This is a genomic window from Allobosea minatitlanensis, assembly GCF_964020775.1.
Map to the genome: position 1 here is coordinate 577,620 of NZ_OZ224509.1, position 17,015 is coordinate 594,634.

14 protein-coding genes are annotated in these 17,015 nt (G+C 67.0%); 12 read left to right on the forward strand and 2 right to left on the reverse strand.

Annotated elements, in window-relative coordinates:
- Window positions 1–27: 27 nt before the first annotated feature.
- Window positions 28–816: a cupin domain-containing protein gene (locus ACWH43_RS02680; protein WP_375797042.1), complete on the reverse strand. Its 789-nt coding sequence runs from the start codon at window positions 814–816 to the stop codon at window positions 28–30.
- A 191-nt stretch (window positions 817–1,007) separates the two neighbouring features.
- Here ACWH43_RS02680 and ACWH43_RS02685 point away from each other — a divergent pair, with 191 nt between their 5' ends.
- Window positions 1,008–2,288, forward strand: coding sequence for a 4-aminobutyrate--2-oxoglutarate transaminase (locus ACWH43_RS02685; protein ID WP_158444464.1), 1,281 nt, complete (start codon window positions 1,008–1,010; stop codon window positions 2,286–2,288).
- A 4-nt stretch (window positions 2,289–2,292) separates the two neighbouring features.
- Window positions 2,293–3,771 carry an NAD-dependent succinate-semialdehyde dehydrogenase gene (locus ACWH43_RS02690; RefSeq protein WP_158444463.1) on the forward strand — a complete coding sequence of 493 codons (1,479 nt, stop codon included), beginning with the start codon at window positions 2,293–2,295 and terminating at the stop codon, window positions 3,769–3,771.
- Between the two features lie 16 nt (window positions 3,772–3,787).
- Here the strand turns inward: ACWH43_RS02690 and ACWH43_RS02695 are convergent, their stop codons facing one another.
- On the reverse strand, window positions 3,788–4,429 hold the full coding sequence (locus tag ACWH43_RS02695) for a TetR/AcrR family transcriptional regulator (protein ID WP_260349476.1): 642 nt from the start codon (window positions 4,427–4,429) through the stop codon (window positions 3,788–3,790).
- A gap of 167 nt (window positions 4,430–4,596) precedes the next feature.
- On the opposite strand from ACWH43_RS02695, the gene ACWH43_RS02700 reads away from it, so the two are divergent.
- From ACWH43_RS02700 to ACWH43_RS02745, 10 genes are all read left to right on the forward strand, one after another.
- On the forward strand, window positions 4,597–5,697 hold the full coding sequence (locus ACWH43_RS02700) for an ABC transporter ATP-binding protein (RefSeq protein ID WP_158444461.1): 1,101 nt from the start codon (window positions 4,597–4,599) through the stop codon (window positions 5,695–5,697).
- Window positions 5,698–5,742: 45 nt separating this feature from the next.
- On the forward strand, window positions 5,743–6,846 hold the full coding sequence (locus ACWH43_RS02705) for an ABC transporter substrate-binding protein (RefSeq protein WP_158444460.1): 1,104 nt from the start codon (window positions 5,743–5,745) through the stop codon (window positions 6,844–6,846).
- Window positions 6,847–6,940: 94 nt separating this feature from the next.
- Window positions 6,941–7,822, forward strand: coding sequence for an ABC transporter permease (locus ACWH43_RS02710; RefSeq protein ID WP_158444459.1), 882 nt, complete (start codon window positions 6,941–6,943; stop codon window positions 7,820–7,822).
- Window positions 7,823–7,826: 4 nt separating this feature from the next.
- Window positions 7,827–8,621, forward strand: a complete 795-nt coding sequence (locus ACWH43_RS02715; RefSeq protein WP_260349478.1) for an ABC transporter permease — start codon at window positions 7,827–7,829, stop codon at window positions 8,619–8,621.
- A 19-nt stretch (window positions 8,622–8,640) separates the two neighbouring features.
- Window positions 8,641–10,239, forward strand: a complete 1,599-nt coding sequence (locus ACWH43_RS02720; RefSeq protein WP_158444458.1) for an amidohydrolase — start codon at window positions 8,641–8,643, stop codon at window positions 10,237–10,239.
- Between the two features lie 47 nt (window positions 10,240–10,286).
- Window positions 10,287–11,294 (forward strand): dimethylarginine dimethylaminohydrolase family protein, encoded by a 1,008-nt coding sequence (locus ACWH43_RS02725; RefSeq protein ID WP_158444457.1) that lies wholly within the window; start codon window positions 10,287–10,289, stop codon window positions 11,292–11,294.
- Window positions 11,295–11,361: 67 nt separating this feature from the next.
- A complete protein-coding gene (locus ACWH43_RS02730; RefSeq protein WP_158444456.1) occupies window positions 11,362–12,903 on the forward strand; it encodes an acetolactate synthase large subunit in 1,542 nt (513 codons plus the stop codon).
- Between the two features lie 8 nt (window positions 12,904–12,911).
- Entirely contained in the window at window positions 12,912–14,183 is a 1,272-nt protein-coding gene (locus tag ACWH43_RS02735) for a Zn-dependent hydrolase (RefSeq protein WP_158444455.1), read from the forward strand.
- A complete protein-coding gene (locus ACWH43_RS02740; RefSeq protein ID WP_158444454.1) occupies window positions 14,180–15,622 on the forward strand; it encodes an aldehyde dehydrogenase family protein in 1,443 nt (480 codons plus the stop codon). The genes ACWH43_RS02735 and ACWH43_RS02740 overlap by 4 nt, the downstream gene beginning before the upstream one ends.
- Window positions 15,619–17,004 (forward strand): FAD-binding oxidoreductase, encoded by a 1,386-nt coding sequence (locus ACWH43_RS02745; protein ID WP_260349480.1) that lies wholly within the window; start codon window positions 15,619–15,621, stop codon window positions 17,002–17,004. The genes ACWH43_RS02740 and ACWH43_RS02745 overlap by 4 nt, the downstream gene beginning before the upstream one ends.
- The last annotated feature ends 11 nt before the right edge of the window (window positions 17,005–17,015 follow it).

Below are 17,015 nucleotides of genomic sequence, written 5' to 3' on the forward strand. Positions count from 1 at the left end.
TGTATGGTATATTCCGTTCTTCGTTTATCAAAAGGTCGATGGCGTGTTGATCCATATCACCACTGCCTCCTGTTCGCCGACGTTGCGCCAGGCATGCGGTCTACGGCTCTCGAAGTAGAAGCTGTCTCCCGCCTCCAGGACGAAGAACCGATCTCCGTCTAAAACGATCTCGAGGCGGCCCGAGAGGATGTGGAGGAATTCCTCGCCCTCATGCTCGTAGGTACCTTCGCTGGAGGCGCCCGGAGCGAGCTCGAAGCGATGGCATTCCATCAGGGTCGGGCCGCGCGCCAGCGCCTGGACGGACACGCCGGGCGAGGTTGGCGGCCATGTCGTCCATTCGCCGGAGCGCACCAGGGATTCGCGCTGGTCGTAATCCTCCTGCCCGCTGATCGCCGCGACGGTCGTCCCGAAATGGCGGGCAAGTTCGTGCAGGGCCTTGAACGACAGGCCGATCGAAGTCCGCTCGAAGGTCGAAAGCACCGAGACCGGAATCGACGTCGCCCGGGAGACGTCTTCCAGCGTCTCGCGCGCGGTCTGGCGTAGCCGCCGCATCTTCAGCCCGACCGTGACCTCGCGCACCGGCATCTCCGCAGCGCCCTTCGATGCTCCGGTCGGCGGATCGCAGGCGTCTTCCCTGCGCATGCGCTCGGCAATCGCCGGCGGGTTGAGGCCCCGCTCGCGCCGGAGCCAGGCGATCTCCTGCAGGCGGTCGAGTTGCTCGCGGCTGTAAAGGCGCTGCCCCGAGGCTGTCCGGATCGGCTCGACCAGGCCTTGGGCTTCCCAGAGCCGCAAGGTCGAGGCCGAGACGCCCGTCATGCGGGCAGCCTCGGCAATGCGAAATCGAACAGGCTCCACATCCGGTCCCGGGGCTGTCGCGATCGTCACGGCGACCGCGGTGAAACCTATGGCGGAACACGTCAGGCGGCCATCTTGTTTTCTTGCAGAAAAACTGCAAGAAAACATCTCAGGGACGCCGGCGCAGGGGCGGCGACCGAGGGGTGAGAGCAATGTCCAATTCCGCCATCGAAGCGCGCAGGGTTGCGGCGATTTCCCGCGGCGTCGGCGTCGTGACGCAGATTTACGCCGAACGGGCGGAGAATGCCGAGCTGTGGGATGCCGAGGGCAAGCGCTATATCGACTTCGCCGCCGGCATCGCCGTGGTGAACACCGGCCACCGTCATCCGCGGGTCATCGCGGCGGTGAAGCAGCAGCTCGAGCGCTTCACGCATACCTGCCACCAGGTCGTGCCCTATGAGAACTATGTCGGGTTGGCCGAACGGTTGAACCAGGCCGTTCCGGGCGATTTCGCCAAGAAGACCATCTTCGTCACCACCGGGGCCGAGGCGACCGAGAACGCGATCAAGATCGCCCGCGCGGCGACCGGCCGCTCCGCCGTGATCGCGTTTGCCGGCGGTTTCCACGGCCGGACCTTCATGGGCATGTCGATGACCGGGAAGGTGGCTCCCTACAAGATCGGCTTTGGCCCGATGATGCCGGAAGTCTACCATATCCCCTTCCCGGCCGAGCTGCATGGGGCGACCGTGGAAGCGTCGCTGGCCGCTCTCGACAGGCTGTTCAAGGCCGATGTCGACCCTTCCCGCGTCGCGGCGTTCATGATCGAGCCGGTCCAGGGCGAAGGCGGATTCTACGAGGCGCCGCGCTCCTTCATGGCCGCCCTGCGGGCTCTGGCCGACCAGCATGGCATCCTGTTGATCGCCGATGAGGTGCAGACCGGCTTCGCCCGAACCGGCCGGATGTTCGCGATGGAACGGACCGGCGTGGCCGCGGACATCACCACCATGGCCAAGGGGCTTGGCGGCGGCTTCCCGATCGCGGCGGTCACAGGGCGCGCGGAGATCATGGACGCCCCCGGTGCCGGCGGGCTCGGCGGAACCTATGGAGGCAACCCGATCGGTGTCGCGGCCGCGCATGCCGTGCTCGACGTCATTGCCGATGAGGGGCTGTGCGCGCGGGCAGAGCAGCTCGGAGCCCGCCTGAAGCAGCGCCTGCAATCCCTGGCGGCGGACGTTCCGCAGATCGCCGACATCCGGGGCCCCGGCTTCATGAATGCGGTCGAATTCATGAAGCCGGGCACGAAGACGCCCGCTCCCGATTTCGCCAATCAGGTCCGCGCGCGGGCGCTCGAGAAAGGCCTGATCCTGCTGAGCTGCGGGGTCCACGGCAATGTGATCCGCTTCCTGTCGCCGCTGACCATCGGCGACGAGATCTTCTCCGAAGCGCTCGACATCCTCGAGGACAGCCTGCGCGAATGCGCGGCGGAGGCCTGAGACGATGGCGGTTGCAGCAAGCCTTCTCGCGCGGCTCAAGGACGCCTCCCTCGTCGCCGAATGCGGCTTCGTCGCCGGCCGGCCCGTCGCTGCCGCGGCGACGGGCCGGACATTCGAGGTCACCAATCCCGCGACGGGCGACGTCCTGGCGACCCTGCCGGACCTGAATCGCGAAGAAGTCACGGCTGCGATCGACGCCGCGCAGGAGGCGCAGCGCGGCTGGGCTGCCCTCACCGGCAAGGACAGGGCGGCGGTGCTGCGTCGCCTGTTCGATCTCGTGGTCGCCAATGCCGACGATCTCGCGGCGATCCTCACCGCCGAGATGGGCAAGCCGCTGGCCGAGGCAAGGGGCGAGATCCTCTATGGCGCGGCCTATGTCGAATGGTTCGGCGAGGAGGCCAAGCGGATCTATGGCGACACGATCCCGGGCCATCAGCCCGACAAGCGGATCATCGTCGTCAAGCAGCCGGTCGGCGTGGTTGCGGCGATCACGCCCTGGAACTTTCCCAATGCGATGCTGGCGCGCAAGCTGGCGCCCGCGCTGGCCGCCGGCTGTGCCGTGGTCGCGAAGCCGGCTGCCGAAACTCCTCTTTCGGCGCTCGCACTCGCCGTTCTCGCCGACCGTGCCGGGCTGCCGGCAGGGCTGTTCAGCGTGCTGACTTCGACCGATGCGGTTTCCGTCGGTCGCGCATTTTGCGAGAACCCGAAGATCCGCAAGCTGACCTTCACCGGCTCGACCAATGTCGGCAAGATCCTGATGCGCCAGGGAGCCGACCAGGTGCTCAAGCTCGGGCTCGAACTCGGCGGAAACGCCCCCTTCATCGTCTTCGACGATGCCGATCTCGATGCGGCGGTGGAAGGCGCCATCGTCGCGAAATACCGCAACAACGGCCAGACCTGCATCTGCGCCAACCGGCTCTACGTCCAGGCCGGGATTTACGACGCCTTCGCGGAAAAGCTCGCCGGCCGGGTCAGGCAGATCAAGGTCGGGGACGGCTTCGAGGCTGGAACGCTGACCGGCCCGCTGATCTCGGGCAAGGCGCTGGCCAAGGTGGAGGAGCATATCGCCGATGCAGTCGCACAGGGCGCGCAAGTGCTCGCCGGCGGCAGGCGCGACCGGCGCGGCGGCCTGTACTTCGAGCCGACCGTGCTGACCGGCGCTTCCGCGACGATGAAGATTGCGCGGGAGGAGACCTTCGGTCCGGTCGCGCCTCTGTTCCGCTTCGAGACCGTCGAGGAGGTCGTCGCGCTGGCCAACAACACCGAATTCGGCCTCGCTTCCTATCTCTACGCGCGCGACGTTTCCAAGATCTTCCGCGTTGCGGAGGCGCTGGAATACGGCATGGTAGGCATCAACACCGGGCTGATCTCGACGGAGGTCGCTCCCTTCGGCGGCATCAAGCAGTCGGGCCTCGGCCGGGAAGGGTCGAAATACGGTATCGAGGACTATCTCGAGATCAAATACCTCTGCCTCGGCGTCTAGGATCGGGCGGGTCGGATCAGGGCGGGGCCGCTTCCGCTTCCATCCCGGCCGTCCGCGGGACGACGCCGAGGAAGATGATCAGGACATGCTTCTCGATATGTTCCTTCAGCATGTCGAGAGTCATGGACTCGTCCGAGATGAAGCGGCCGAAATGATAGGTTCCGATCGCGGTGATGAGCTCGGCCAGGGCCCGGATATCGACATCGGCGCCGATCCGGCCGCGCTCCTGAAAGGTCCGCAGCATGCGCCGGTAATGGCGCTCGATCAGCCAGCCGAAGCTGATTCCGGCGCGGTGCAGGCGGCTGCCCGGCTGGGCGTAAGGCGCGGCCAGGATGATCCGCCAGCACTCGCGTCCCAGCGTGCGCATGGCCTGATCCGCGAGCAGGCGCTCGAAACCCTGCACGGCTGCGACCGGATCCTCCGGAGGGCTCTGCACGAAGCTGCTGCGCTCCGACCAGGAACTGTAGGCGTGCCGGGCCGCCAGCGCCGTCAGGATATTCGCCTTGTTCGTGAAGTAGTTGTAGACCGTTGCCGGCGCGACCTCGGCGGCCTCGGCGATTTCCTCGATGCGCGTGCTCTCATAGCCGTGCCGGGCGAACAGGCGAGAGGCCGCGCTCAGGATGAGCGCGATGCGATGCTGCCGATTCCGCTCTCTCAATCCGGTCACTTTACGGGCCAAAACATCCTCCTGCTCGCGGGCCAGCCCAGCGAAAAAAATTAGAGTCAGCTATTTTTTTATAGTTGACTCTCGATTTGTGGCGGCTAAATTCCATAAGCGCTCGACCACGCAGCCAAGGTCGTGACAAATATAATAGAGGGGCTGATTTGACAACGACGGCGACGAAACCAGGTCGAGATCTCTCGATCTCTGGTATATCCAAGACTTTTGGCACGTTCAAAGCTGTCAAAGATGTCTCCATCGACATCAAGAGTGGTGAATTTCTTACCATGCTTGGTCCTTCCGGCTCGGGAAAGACCACCTTGCTGATGATGATCGCGGGGTTCGTTCAGCCTGATCGGGGCGGCATTCATCTCGGCGGCCAGCCGATCACGCATCTGCCGCCGGAAGCCCGTAATTTCGGAATGGTGTTTCAGGGCTATGCTCTGTTCCCGCATCTGTCGGTCTTCGACAATGTGGCTTTTCCGTTGAAGGTCCGCCGGCGTCCGCGCGCCGAAATCGAGGAAAAAGTCAAGGCCGCGCTGGATCTGGTCAAGCTGACCACGCAAAGCCAGCGCTTGCCGCGCCAGCTTTCGGGCGGGCAGCAGCAGCGTGTGGCGCTGGCTCGCGCGCTTGTCTTCACGCCTCATCTTCTCCTGCTCGACGAGCCGCTGAGCGCGCTCGACAAGAAGCTGCGCGCCGAGCTTCAGGAGGAGCTGAAGCGCCTGCACCGCAAGCTCGGCCTGAGCTTCATCTATGTCACGCATGATCAGGACGAGGCGCTGTCGATGTCGGACCGCATCGTCGTGATGAGCGACGGGCGGCTTGTCGAGCAGGGCACGCCGCTCGAGCTCTACGATCGTCCGCGGACAGCCTTCGTCGCCGACTTCCTCGGCAAGAGCAACTTCGTGCGCGGCCGGGTCGAATCCCATGTCGAGGGCGGTTTCGTCTTCTCCGGAGGCGGGGCGCGCTTCATGCAGCAGATCCGCGACGCCAAGCCGGATATCGGTTCCGGCGTCACGGTCGCCCTGCGGCCGGAAAAGCTCTCGATCCTCGCTCCCGGCGCCGAGAGCGACAATCGGCTGAGCGGCGTCGTCAGGGAATGGAACTATTTCGGTTCGGAGTTCCGCATCCTGGTCGATACCCCATCCTGCGGCCCGATCAGCGTCGCGCTGCCGGCTTGGAACGCCGGCGTCTCTCCGGAGGTGGGCCAGTCCCTGGAGCTGGGCTGGAGCGCAGGGGCGGGCATGGAAGTGCAAGAGGCGTAGCGATCGCGCGCCTGTCGAGATCATCAACAAAAACAGGGGATTGAGATGGAAAAGCAGAGCTTTGCGGAAGATTGCGGAGTCCTGGCGACCGAGATCGGCGGCGGGCAGACACGTCGTGACCTGATCCGCAGCGCGCTCGCGCTCGGCGTCGCGCCGGCGGCGCTCGCTCTGGGCAGCGGAGCCGCGCGGGCCCAGGCCGGCAAGGAGGTCGTGCTGGTTAATTACGGCGGCGTCGCCATGAAGGCCTTCGACGAAGCCTATGTGAAGCCGTTCGCCGCGCAGGGCGGCAAGCTCGTGCTCGACGGCAGCGGCCCGCTCAACGGCAAGATCCTGACGATGGTCCAGTCGCGCCATGTCACCTGGGACATTTGCGACGCCGGCATCACGACCCTGGCCGAGCTCGGCCCGCACAATGCGCTGGAGAAGATCGACTATTCGATCGTCGACAAGACCAAGCTGACGCCGGAATTCGCCTATGAAGAGGGGGTGGTGAACTACATGTTCAGCTCCGTCCTCGCCTGGGACAAGAGCAAGATTTCCGGCGAGCCGACGCTGGCCGACTTCTTCGACACGAAGAAATATCCGGGCCGGCGCATGATGCGCAAGGACTCGCAGGCGATGCTCGAGCTGGCCCTGATCGCCGATGGCGTCCCCAGGGACAAGCTCTACCCGCTCGACGTCAAGCGCGCCTTCGCCAAGATCGCGACGATCAAGAAGGACCTGCTGTTCTGGAGCAGCGGTTCGGAGAGCCAGAGCCTGATGCGCGACGGCGAATGCGTGATGGGCCTCCTCTGGCACACCCGCGCCAATGTGCTGGCGGACGAGACGCAGGGACGCGTCACCTACACCTTCAAGGACGGCCTGCTCCAGCCCGGTCTCTGGGTCGTGCCCAAGGGCAATCCCGCCGGCAAGGAGGCCATGCGGGCCATTGCCTCGATGCAGCAGCCGGAAGGCCAGATCAAGCTCCTGGCGGCGATGGGCAACGGCCCCTCGAATCCCGCCGCCGACGCGCTCGTGCCGCCTGAGCTGAAGCAGAAGAACCCGTCCGATCCCGCCAATGCCGCGGTCCAGGCCAAGATCGACGCCGCGTGGTACAAGGCCAACCATTCGAAGACGTTCCAGAACTTCCTGGACCTGATCTCCTCGTAAGGCTTCGCCCTCCACGCGACCTGAGACGGCCCATGCCCGCCCGCGCGGGCATGGGTGCGCTTTCCAAGCGCCATCCCACCCGATCGGACATGTGATGACTGCTCCCGCCGACCCAGCGCGCAGCCGGGCCGGTCGCAGCCTCCTCGCGTCGCCTGCGGCGCGCTACTGGCTGCTGATCGCGCCGGCTCTCCTCCTGATGGGGGTGTTCTATTTCTACCCGATCGGCCGCGTGCTCTGGATGAGCGTCACCGTGCCGGCGGCAGGCTTCGACAATTACGCTCTTCTCGCGAGCAGCGCCTCGATCCAGCGCATGCTCTGGACCACGGCCCGGATCAGCGTGCTGACCACGGTTCTCACGCTGCTCTTGGCCTATATCGTGGCCTATGCGCTCGTCCATTCCTCCGCCAAGGCCCAGCGCTGGATGTTCCTCGGTGTGCTGGTCCCGCTGTGGATCTCGGTATTGGTGCGCGCCTTCGCCTGGTTCGTGCTGCTGCGTCGGGAAGGGCTAATCAACGCGGCGCTGATGGCGACGGGCGTCACCGATTCCCCGTTGAACCTGATCTGGAACGAAACCGGCGTCATGATCGGCATGGTGCACTACATGCTGCCGCTCGGCATCCTGCCGATCTTCTCGAACATGCGTGACATCGACCAGCGCTGCATCGCCGCCGCCCGCGGCCTCGGCGCGTCGCGGTTCGAGGCCTTCCGGCGGGTCTTCCTGCCGCTTTCGCTGCCGGGGGTGGTCGGCGCGGGCATCCTGGTCTTCATCTTCTCGCTCGGCTTCTTCGTCACTCCGGCCCTGCTCGGCGGCGGCAAGACGCTGATGATCGCGGAATACATCAAGGTCCAGATTCTCGAGGTCGTCCGGTGGGGCGTCGCCAGCATGCTGGCCGCCGTGCTGCTGATCGTAATCGGCGTGCTCCTTGCGATGCTGAGCCGGCTCGTCAACCTGCGCAAACTCTTTGGGGCGGGCTGAGACCATGATCGGCAGCGGCTTCGGCAACATCTCGATCATGACGCGCTCGCTGGCCTGGGCGATCATCTGCTTCCTCGTGCTTCCGATCACGGTGGTCTTCGCCGTCTCGGTGACGGACCGGCACTATCTCTCGCTGCCGGAGTCGGGGGTCTCCTTCCAGTATTACCGGAACCTGTTCGGCAGCGGTCCCTGGCTGACCAGCATTCTGCAGAGCTTCGTCATTGCCTGCGCCTCGACGGCCGTCGCCGTCGTTGCCGGGACGCTCTGCGCGATCGGCTGCTGGCGCCTCGGCAGCCGCGCCAGCGACCTCGTGCGCATGCTGATGCTGGCGCCGATCATGGTGCCGACCATCGTCTACGCGCTCGGCATCTACCAGTTTTGGATCGATCTGCGCCTGCTCGACACCTATGCCGGGCTGATCATCGCCCATGCGGTCACCGGCATTCCCTATGTGGTGATCACGGTTTCGACGGCGCTCGCCGGCTTCGACCCGCGCCTCGAGCAGGCTTCGCTCAGCCTGGGGGCCAGCATGGGCCAGACCCTTCGCCTCGTGATCATCCCGAACATCATGCCCGGCGTCGTCTCGGGGCTGATCTTCGCCTTCATTCATAGCTGGGACGAACTCGTCCTCGCGCTTTTCATCGCGGGCCGGGCCGTCTTCACCCTGCCGCGCCGGATGTGGGACGGCATCAACGAGTCGCTCGACCCCACCATGGCCGCCGTCGCCGCAGTCCTCATCGCCGTCACCGTCAGCCTGCTGTGCGCGGACGCCTATGTGCGCTCGCGGCGCGGGAGCTGAAGCATCGAAAGGCAGAACCATGTCCGATATCAGCGATTTCGGCGCAGCCAAGCATAGCGCGCTCGCCTGGCTGGAGCAGAACGCAGAACGCCTCTCCGCCGACCATATGACGATCTGGGACCTGCACGAGCCGTCCTGGCGCGAGTACCGCTCGGTCGCCTGGTATGTCGAGCGGCTGCGTGCCGAGGGCTTCACCGTCGAGGAGGGGTCCGGCGGCATGCCGACGGCATTCTGCGCCGAATGGTCCAATGGCAACGGCCCGACCATCGGCGGCTACGCCGAGTACGACGCCGTGCCGGGAACTTCGCAGGAGGCCGTTCCCTTCCGCAAGCCGCGCGCGGGCGTCAGCCGTCACGCCGCCGGCCACACCGACCCGCATTCGGCGCTCGGCATCGGTTCCTTCGCCGGTTTCCTGGCCGCCAAGCACGCCATGGAAAAGCACGGCATCAAGGGCCGCATCAAGTTCTTCGGCGAGCCGGCCGAGAAGATGTGCGGCTCGAAGCCGGTGCATGCGGCGAAGGGCTATTACAATGATCTCGATGCGGCGATCAGCTTCCACCCGCACTCGTTCCCGGCGCTGGCGAACAGTTGCTTCTGGGACACCCACAGCGCTCCCTATTGGAGCCGGATCTACACCTTCGAATGCCCGGATCCCGAGACCTGGCAGCAGACCGGCGCCTTCGCCGGCGTGACCCATAGTCACTCGACCGCGCGAGCGCCGGGCGCGATCGATGCGGTCTGCCTGATGTACACCTCGTCCAAATACATGAAGGAATCCATGTTGCCGCATCACGGCAGTTGGACCCTCAACGAGTACATCGTCCAGGCCGGCTATGCGGCCGCGGATAATCTCGCTCCCGGCCTCGCCCAGATCCAGTACTCCCTGCGCGCGCCGACCCTCGACATGTGCGAGCGCGTCTTTGCCGTCCTCGATCGCAACGCCGAGCACTGCGCCGCGATGAGCCATTGCACGGTGACCCCGGCCTGGATCACCCGCACCAGGGCCGGCCTTCCGAACCACGCAATGGCGCAAGCGGCCTGGCGCAATTTCGCCGCGATCGGCGCACCGCGATGGGGGGAAGAGGCCCGCGCCTTCGGCCGCGAGATCCAGCGCAATCTCGGCCTGGAGCCGATGGACGATCCCTTCATGCCGGAGATCCAGCGGCTGACGGCGCCGTGGGACGGCGAGGCGGCCTTCCGCGCCCAACTGCCCGCCTGGCAGAAGAACCTCGCTGCGGACGACTATGTCGACTACACGTGGCATGCGCCAACGGTACGGCTCTATGTCGGGCGCCCGACGCTCAAGGCGCCGCCCGGCTACCGCTATCCGGAATGGACCCGCTACGCCATGGGCGGCATGCCGGCCTGCATCGATCCGATGTGGAGCACGGCCGCCAGGGTGATCGCCACCACCATCGTGGATCTTCTGACGGACGGCACCAGCCTCGCCGCCGCCCAGGAGGAGTTCAAGGAGCGCACCGGCGGCGGCATCGGCGGCGAGAGGTGGGTGGCGCCGCTCCTGCCCGCCGATTTCGAGGCGCCCGTCAACTATCGCTGGCCGGAATACGTCACCACCGCCCGCGGCCACGAATGGACCATTCCGACCGCTGCCGGCTGAGAAGCCGCTGCGAGACAGCCGTTCAGCGCCGGATTCAGGAGAACAACATGTCGATCATTTCGGAACACGAATACCGTTACAACATGCTGATCAAAACCTTCGCCTCGCGGGCGGAGCCGGCCTTCGAGGCCGAGTCCGAGCAGGTCGAGGTCTGGGGGCGCCGCTGGGGCTGCAACAACGATGTCGGCCAGATCCGCAAGGTGCTGATGCACCGCCCCGGCCCCGAGCTCGACATCGTCGATCCGAGCAAGCGCATCCCGGATATCGGCGCCTTCGGCGACCCCGAGCAGGGCTGGTACTGGCGCGGCGATTCGATCCCCGATCTTCCGGCCCAGCAGGCCCAGCACGACAAGCTCGTCGCCGCCCTGCGCGAGGAGGGGGCCGAGGTCGTCTTCCTGGACGAATGCGCTCCGGGCAAGATGAAGTCGGTCTACACCCGCGACAGCGTCATCGCCATCGATGGCGGCGCGATCGTCACACGGCTCGGCCCGCCGATCCGCCGCGGCGAGGAGTTGCCGGTCACGCGCACCCTCGCCAAGCTCGGCATGCCGATCCTGCGGACGATCGGCGGCACCGGCCTGATGGAAGGCGGCAGCTTCGCCTTCATCACGCCGAAGGTCGCCGTCGTCGGCCTGTCGAGCCGGGTGAACGAAGAAGGTGCTCGTCAGCTCGAGGAAGTGCTGCGTGTCCACGGGGTCGAGCTGCTCCGGGTCGATCTCACCGGCTATCGGCTGCATATCGACGGCATGTTCGTGATGGTCGACGCCGAGACCGCTTTCGTGAACCCGACGCTGCTGCCCTTCTGGTTCCTCGAGCGGCTGACGCAGCTCGGAATTCGCCAGATCGAGGTCTGCCCGGACGACGGCAACTGGGTCATCAATTGCCTCGCCGTGCGCCCGGGCAGGGTGATCATGGCGGGCGGCCTGTCCGAGCGGACGCAGGCCAAGTTCGACAAGGCGGGCATCACCGTCCGCGTCGTGGAATACGACAAGGTCGCGCTCGGCGGCGGCGGCATTCACTGCTCGACCTCGCCGTTGATCCGCGACCCGCTCTGACCACAGCGGGCCGGGCTGATGCCCGGCCCTCCATTCTTCCGGCAGGACAAGACGGGACAAAAAGGGCATGAACGGCGCGGAAAGCTTGGTCAGGACGCTGATCGCAAGCGGAATCGATACCTGTTTCGCCAATCCGGGCACGTCCGAAATGCATTTCGTCGCGGCTCTGGACCGCGTTCCCGGCATGCGCTGCGTGCTCGGATTGTTCGAGGGCGTCGTTTCCGGGGCGGCCGATGGCTATGCCCGCATGGCGGACAAGCCGGCGGCCACCTTGCTCCATCTCGGCCCCGGCCTCGGCAACGCGCTGGCCAATCTGCATAACGCCCGCAAGGCCAATACTCCGATTGTCAACATCGTTGGCGATCACGCCACGCATCACAGCCTCTATGACGCGCCGCTGACCTCGGATGTGGAAGGTGTCGCCCGCCCCATGTCGGACTGGGTGAGGACCTCGAAGGACGCCCGTGCGGTCGCCCGTGACGGGGCCGAGGCGGTGGCGGCGGCGCTGTCCGGTGCCGGTCGGGTCGCGACGCTGATCCTGCCGGCCGATACCGCCTGGAACGATGCCGACGGTCCGGCCCCGCGCCTGGCACCGCCCGCGCGCCCGAAGGTCTCGGACGAGGCGCTGAGGGAGGCTGCGGCCGCGCTGCGATCCGGCGAGCCGACACTGCTGCTGGTCGGTGGCCGCGCCCTGCGCGCCCGGCCGCTGGAGCTGGCGAGCCGTATCGCGCAGACGCATGGCGTGCGCCTGATGGCGCCGACGTCCAATGCCCGCATCGCGCGGGGCGCGGGGCGCGTCGTGCTCGAGCGGGTCTTCTACCCCGTTACCGATGCGCTCGCGCAGCTTGGCGAGCTGCGCCGCGTCGTGCTGATCGGCGCGCAGGAGCCGGTCGCCTTCTTCGCCTATCCCGGCAAGCCCAGCCTCGTTCTGCCGCCGGATTGCACGGTCCATTGCCTCGCGGCGCCGGAAGACGATCTCGATGATGCGCTCGAGCGTCTCGCCGAACTGATCGGTGCCGGTGCGCCGCCGGTCCTGCAGGCGCTGGCCCGCCCGGGGTTGCCCTCCGGTGCGCTGACCGCGGAAGCCGCCGCCGCCGTCGTCGGCGCGCTGCTGCCCGAGGACGCGATTCTGGTCGACGAGAGCATCAATGCCGCCGGCTTCTGCTATCGGCATACGGCCGGCGCTCCGGCCCATGACTGGCTGCAGCTCACCGGCGGTTCGATCGGCATCGGGCTGCCGCTGGCGACCGGCGCGGCGGTGGCCTGCCCGGAACGGCGTACGGTGGCGCTGCAGGCCGATGGCAGCGGCATGTACACCTTGCAGGCCCTGTGGACGCAGGCGCGCGAGAACCTCAATGTCACCACCATCATTTTCGCCAACCGTGCCTATCAGAGCCTCGAGACCGAGCTGTTCAATGTCGGTGCGCTGAACCCCGGGCGGACGGCGCTCGACATGCTCGACTTGCGCCGCCCCGATCTCGACTGGGTCAAGCTCGCCGGCGGCATGGGCGTGGAGGGAGCCCGTGCGGACAGCGTCGAACGCCTGATCGAACTGGTACGGACGAGCTTCGGCCGCCCGGGTCCGTTCCTGATCGAAGTTCCCTGCTGAGAGACCTCATGACGAAGCCTGCGAACAACCTGAGCATCGACGCGAAGCGGCTCTGGAACGACCTCATGGAGACGGCGCGGATCGGCGGCACCGCCAGGGGCGGCATCCGGCGCCTGACGTTGAGCGAGGAGGACCGGCGCGTTCGCGACTGGTTCAAAGCCGAATGCGAGAAGCTCGGCTGCACGGTGCAGGTCGACGAGGTCGGCAATATGTTCGCGACCAGGCCGGGGCGGGACGGGACGCTGCCGCCGATCGCGATGGGCAGCCATCTCGACACCCAGCCGACGGGAGGCAAGTTCGACGGCGTGCTCGGGGTCCTGGCCGGGCTCGAATGCCTGCGCACCTTGCATGCGGCCGATTACGAGACCCATGCGCCGATCATGCTGGTGAACTGGACGAACGAGGAAGGTTCGCGTTTCGCGCCCGCCATGCTCGGCTCGGGCGTGCATGCCGGCGTCTTCGACAGGGCCTATGCCGACAGCCGACTGGATTCGGAGGGGACCAGTTTCGCGCACGCGATCGAGGCGATCTCCTATCGCGGTGACGTCCCCGCCGGAGCAACGCGGATCGGCGCGATGTTCGAGCTGCATATCGAGCAGGGGCCGATACTCGAGGCCGAAGGCGATACGATCGGCGTCGTCACCGGCGTCCAGGGCATGCGCTGGTACGATGTCGAGATCGGCGGCCGCGAATCGCATGCCGGCTCGACGCCGATGGCGATGCGCAGGGACGCGCTTCCCGCCGCTGCCGCGCTGGTGCTGGCCGTCCAGGGCGCGGCGCGTGCCTGCCCGGGCGCCGTCGCGACCGTGGGCACGATCGCGGTCCATCCCGGATCCCGTAACGTCATTCCGGGTGCCGCTTCCCTCTCGGTCGATCTGCGCCATCCCGATGCGGGCGCGCTCGACGGGATCGAAGCCGCGATCGAGCAGGCTCTCGCGGCGATCTGCACGGAACAGGGCGTCTCCGGAACGCTGAGGCGCATCTGGGATTCGCCGCCGGTGCCGTTCGATCCGCGCTGCCTCGCCTCGGTGCGCCATGCTGCCGGCAGCCTCGGTTACCGCATGCGCGAGATCACCTCGGGAGCCGGGCATGACGCGGCCTATATCGCGCGCGTCGCGCCGACGGCGATGATCTTCGTGCCTTGCGCCGGGGGCCTCAGCCACAACGAGGCGGAGGAGGCCTCCTTCGGCGATTGCGGCGCCGGAGCGCAGGTCCTGCTCCGGGCCGTGCTCGACTACGACCGCCGGCTCGCCGAGGGACGGCAGGAAGAGAGCCCATGACGTCCTATCGCGAGTTCTATATCGACGGCCGCTGGGTTGCCGCGGTCGGAACCGCGGTGCTTCCGGTCGTCGATCCGTCGACCGAAGCAGCTTTCGCGGAGATCGCGCTGGCCAGCGCGGCCGATGTCGATGCCGCCGTCGCGGCGGCGAAACGCTCCTTCGACGGCTATGCGCGCACGAGCCGGCTGGAGCGGATCGAACTGCTGGAAGCCCTGATCGAGGAATATCGCAAGCGTCAGGACGAGATGGCCGAAGCGATCTCGCTGGAGATGGGCGCGCCGCTGGAATTGGCGCGCAGGGCCCAGGCCCCGGCCGGGCTCGACCATCTGCAGCAGGCGGTGGCGGTTCTGCGCGACTACCGCTTCGATCGCTTCATCAACGACGCCCTCGTCACGCGCGAGCCGGTCGGCGTCTGCGGCTTCATCACGCCCTGGAACTGGCCGATGAACCAGATCGCCTGCAAGGTCGCCCCGGCTCTGGCCACCGGTTGCACCATGGTGCTGAAGCCGAGCGAGGTGGCGCCGATCTCGGCACTTCTCTTCAGCGAGATGGTTCACGCAGCCGGCATCCCTGCCGGCGTCTACAACATGATCAACGGCGACGGGCCGACCGCCGGCGAGGCGCTGGTGCGCCACCGCGATGTCGAGATGGTGTCCTTCACCGGCTCGACCCGTGCCGGCGTCCTGGTGGCGAAGGCGGCGGCGGACACCGTCAAGCGCGTCCATCAGGAGCTGGGAGGCAAGTCGCCCAATCTTCTGCTCGACGATGCCGATTTCGCCAGCGCCGTTCCGCGCAGCGTGCGGAGCTGCTTCGGCAATAGCGGGCAGTCCTGCAACGCTCCGACGCGCCTGCTCGTGCCGCGGGCTCGCCATGACGAGGTGGTGGCGCTGGCCGGCCAGGCGGCCGGGGCGCTGCGGGTCGGCCCGCCCCGCGCCGCCGGCACGGCGCTTGGTCCCGTCGTCAGCGCGACCCAGTTCGAGCGCATCCAGCGGCTGATCGGCATCGCGATCGCGGAAGGTGCGACGCTTGTCGCCGGCGGCCTCGGCCGGCCGGATGGGCTCGAGCGCGGCTACTATGTCCGCCCCACGATTTTCGCAGATGTGAGCAACGACATGACGATCGCACGCGAAGAGGTTTTCGGCCCCGTGCTGGCGATCATTCCCTATGATTCGGAGGAGGAGGCGATCGCCGTCGCCAATGACACGCCCTACGGCTTGTCGAGCTACGTCACCTCCGGCGACCGCGATCGTGCCCGCCATGTGGCGCGCCGGATGCGGGCCGGCATGGTCCATCTCAACGGCGCGCCTCTCGACAGCGCCGCGCCCTTTGGCGGCTACAAGCAATCCGGCAATGGTCGCGAATGCGGAATCTTCGGTTTCGAGGACTTCCTCGAGGTCAAGACGGTCTTCGGCCATGGGCGCGAGGGCGTGGAATCGTGAGCCTCCCGCGGGACGCGCTGGCGGCGCTCGCCGCGGCTCTCGGCGAGGACCAGATCCGCGTCGGTGCGGCTGTTCCCGTGCGCAACCATGCCGACAGCGCCGGCCTGCCGCCCTGCGCCCCGGCGGCCCTGCTGCTGCCGCGCAGCACCGCCGAGGTCTCGGAGGCGCTCGCGATCTGTCACCGCTTCTCCCTCCCTGTCGTCGTCCAGGGAGGCCTGACCGGGCTCGCCGGGGGCGCGCATCCGATCGCGGGCGAGATCGCGCTCTCGCTCGAACGCATGAACGGCATCGAGGACATCGATCCGGTCGGCCGAACGATGACGGTCCTCGCCGGTACTCCGCTGGAAGTCATTCAGGAACGGGCGGCCGAAGCCGGGCTCCTTTACGGCGTCGACCTCGGCGCGCGCGGTAGCTGCACGATCGGCGGCAATGTCGCGACCAATGCCGGTGGCGTGCAGGTCCTGCGCTACGGCATGACCCGTCGCAACGTGCTCGGCCTCGAAGCGGTGCTGCCGGACGGGCGCATCGTCAGCTCCCTCGTTAAGCTGATCAAGAACAATGCCGGCTATGACTGGACCCAGCTCCTGATCGGCAGCGAGGGCACGCTCGGCGTCGTCACGCGCGTCCTGCTGGCGCTGCAGCCGGCCGTGCCGAGCCTCCACACCGCGCTGTGTTCCGTTGCGGGCGTGCCCCAGGCGCTGCGGGTGCTCGACCGCCTCGAGGCGCGCCTGCCTGCCGGCCTTTTGGCCTTCGAGGCGATGTGGCCCGATTATCTGGCTGCGGCCGAGGCCCATGCGGGGCAGGCGCCGCCCTTCGCGCCGGGGCCTGCGCTGACGCTGCTGGTGGAGGCCGCGCTTCCGGCTGGCGAGGCTTATGCGGATCTCTTCCTGGCGGCGCTCGCGGCTCTGGCCGAGGAGGGGCTGCTCGAAGACGTGCTTGTCGCGCAATCGAGCCGGGAACGCGCCCGCTTCTGGGCCTATCGCGAGGCCAGCTCGGAATTCTACCGGGGCCTGACGGCGGGGCTGCACTTCGACATCAGCGTTCCGCTCGCGGCGATGGCGGAGGCCGCCGATCTCCTGCATGACCGGATCGGGAAAAGCGCATCCGGCGCGACGCTGATCCTGTTCGGTCATATCGCCGACGGCAATCTGCATCTCTCGATCCACCCGGCCGAGGGGGCGGGCTTCGAGGGGCTGGCCGAGGTGGTCTTCGGCATCGTTCAGCGTGTCGAGGGCAGCATCTCGGCCGAACACGGCATCGGCGTGCTCAAGCGGCCCTATCTCGGCTACAGCCGTTCCGACGCAGAGCTTGCGCTGATGCGGACGCTCAAACAGGCGATCGACCCCCTTGGGATCCTGAACCGCGGCCGCATCCTGGCCTGAGGCCCGGGCGA

Bases quoted from the DNA above. Each gene is read 5' to 3' on its own strand.
- ACWH43_RS02680 (WP_375797042.1), bottom strand. From the start codon at position 816: ATGACGGGCGTCTCGGCCTCGACCTTGCGGCTCTGGGAAGCCCAAGGC.
- ACWH43_RS02685 (WP_158444464.1), top strand. From the start codon at position 1,008: ATGTCCAATTCCGCCATCGAAGCGCGCAGGGTTGCGGCGATTTCCCGC.
- ACWH43_RS02690 (WP_158444463.1), top strand. From the start codon at position 2,293: ATGGCGGTTGCAGCAAGCCTTCTCGCGCGGCTCAAGGACGCCTCCCTC.
- ACWH43_RS02705 (WP_158444460.1), top strand. From the start codon at position 5,743: ATGGAAAAGCAGAGCTTTGCGGAAGATTGCGGAGTCCTGGCGACCGAG.
- ACWH43_RS02710 (WP_158444459.1), top strand. From the start codon at position 6,941: ATGACTGCTCCCGCCGACCCAGCGCGCAGCCGGGCCGGTCGCAGCCTC.
- ACWH43_RS02715 (WP_260349478.1), top strand. From the start codon at position 7,827: ATGATCGGCAGCGGCTTCGGCAACATCTCGATCATGACGCGCTCGCTG.
- ACWH43_RS02720 (WP_158444458.1), top strand. From the start codon at position 8,641: ATGTCCGATATCAGCGATTTCGGCGCAGCCAAGCATAGCGCGCTCGCC.
- ACWH43_RS02725 (WP_158444457.1), top strand. From the start codon at position 10,287: ATGTCGATCATTTCGGAACACGAATACCGTTACAACATGCTGATCAAA.
- ACWH43_RS02730 (WP_158444456.1), top strand. From the start codon at position 11,362: ATGAACGGCGCGGAAAGCTTGGTCAGGACGCTGATCGCAAGCGGAATC.
- ACWH43_RS02735 (WP_158444455.1), top strand. From the start codon at position 12,912: ATGACGAAGCCTGCGAACAACCTGAGCATCGACGCGAAGCGGCTCTGG.
- ACWH43_RS02740 (WP_158444454.1), top strand. From the start codon at position 14,180: ATGACGTCCTATCGCGAGTTCTATATCGACGGCCGCTGGGTTGCCGCG.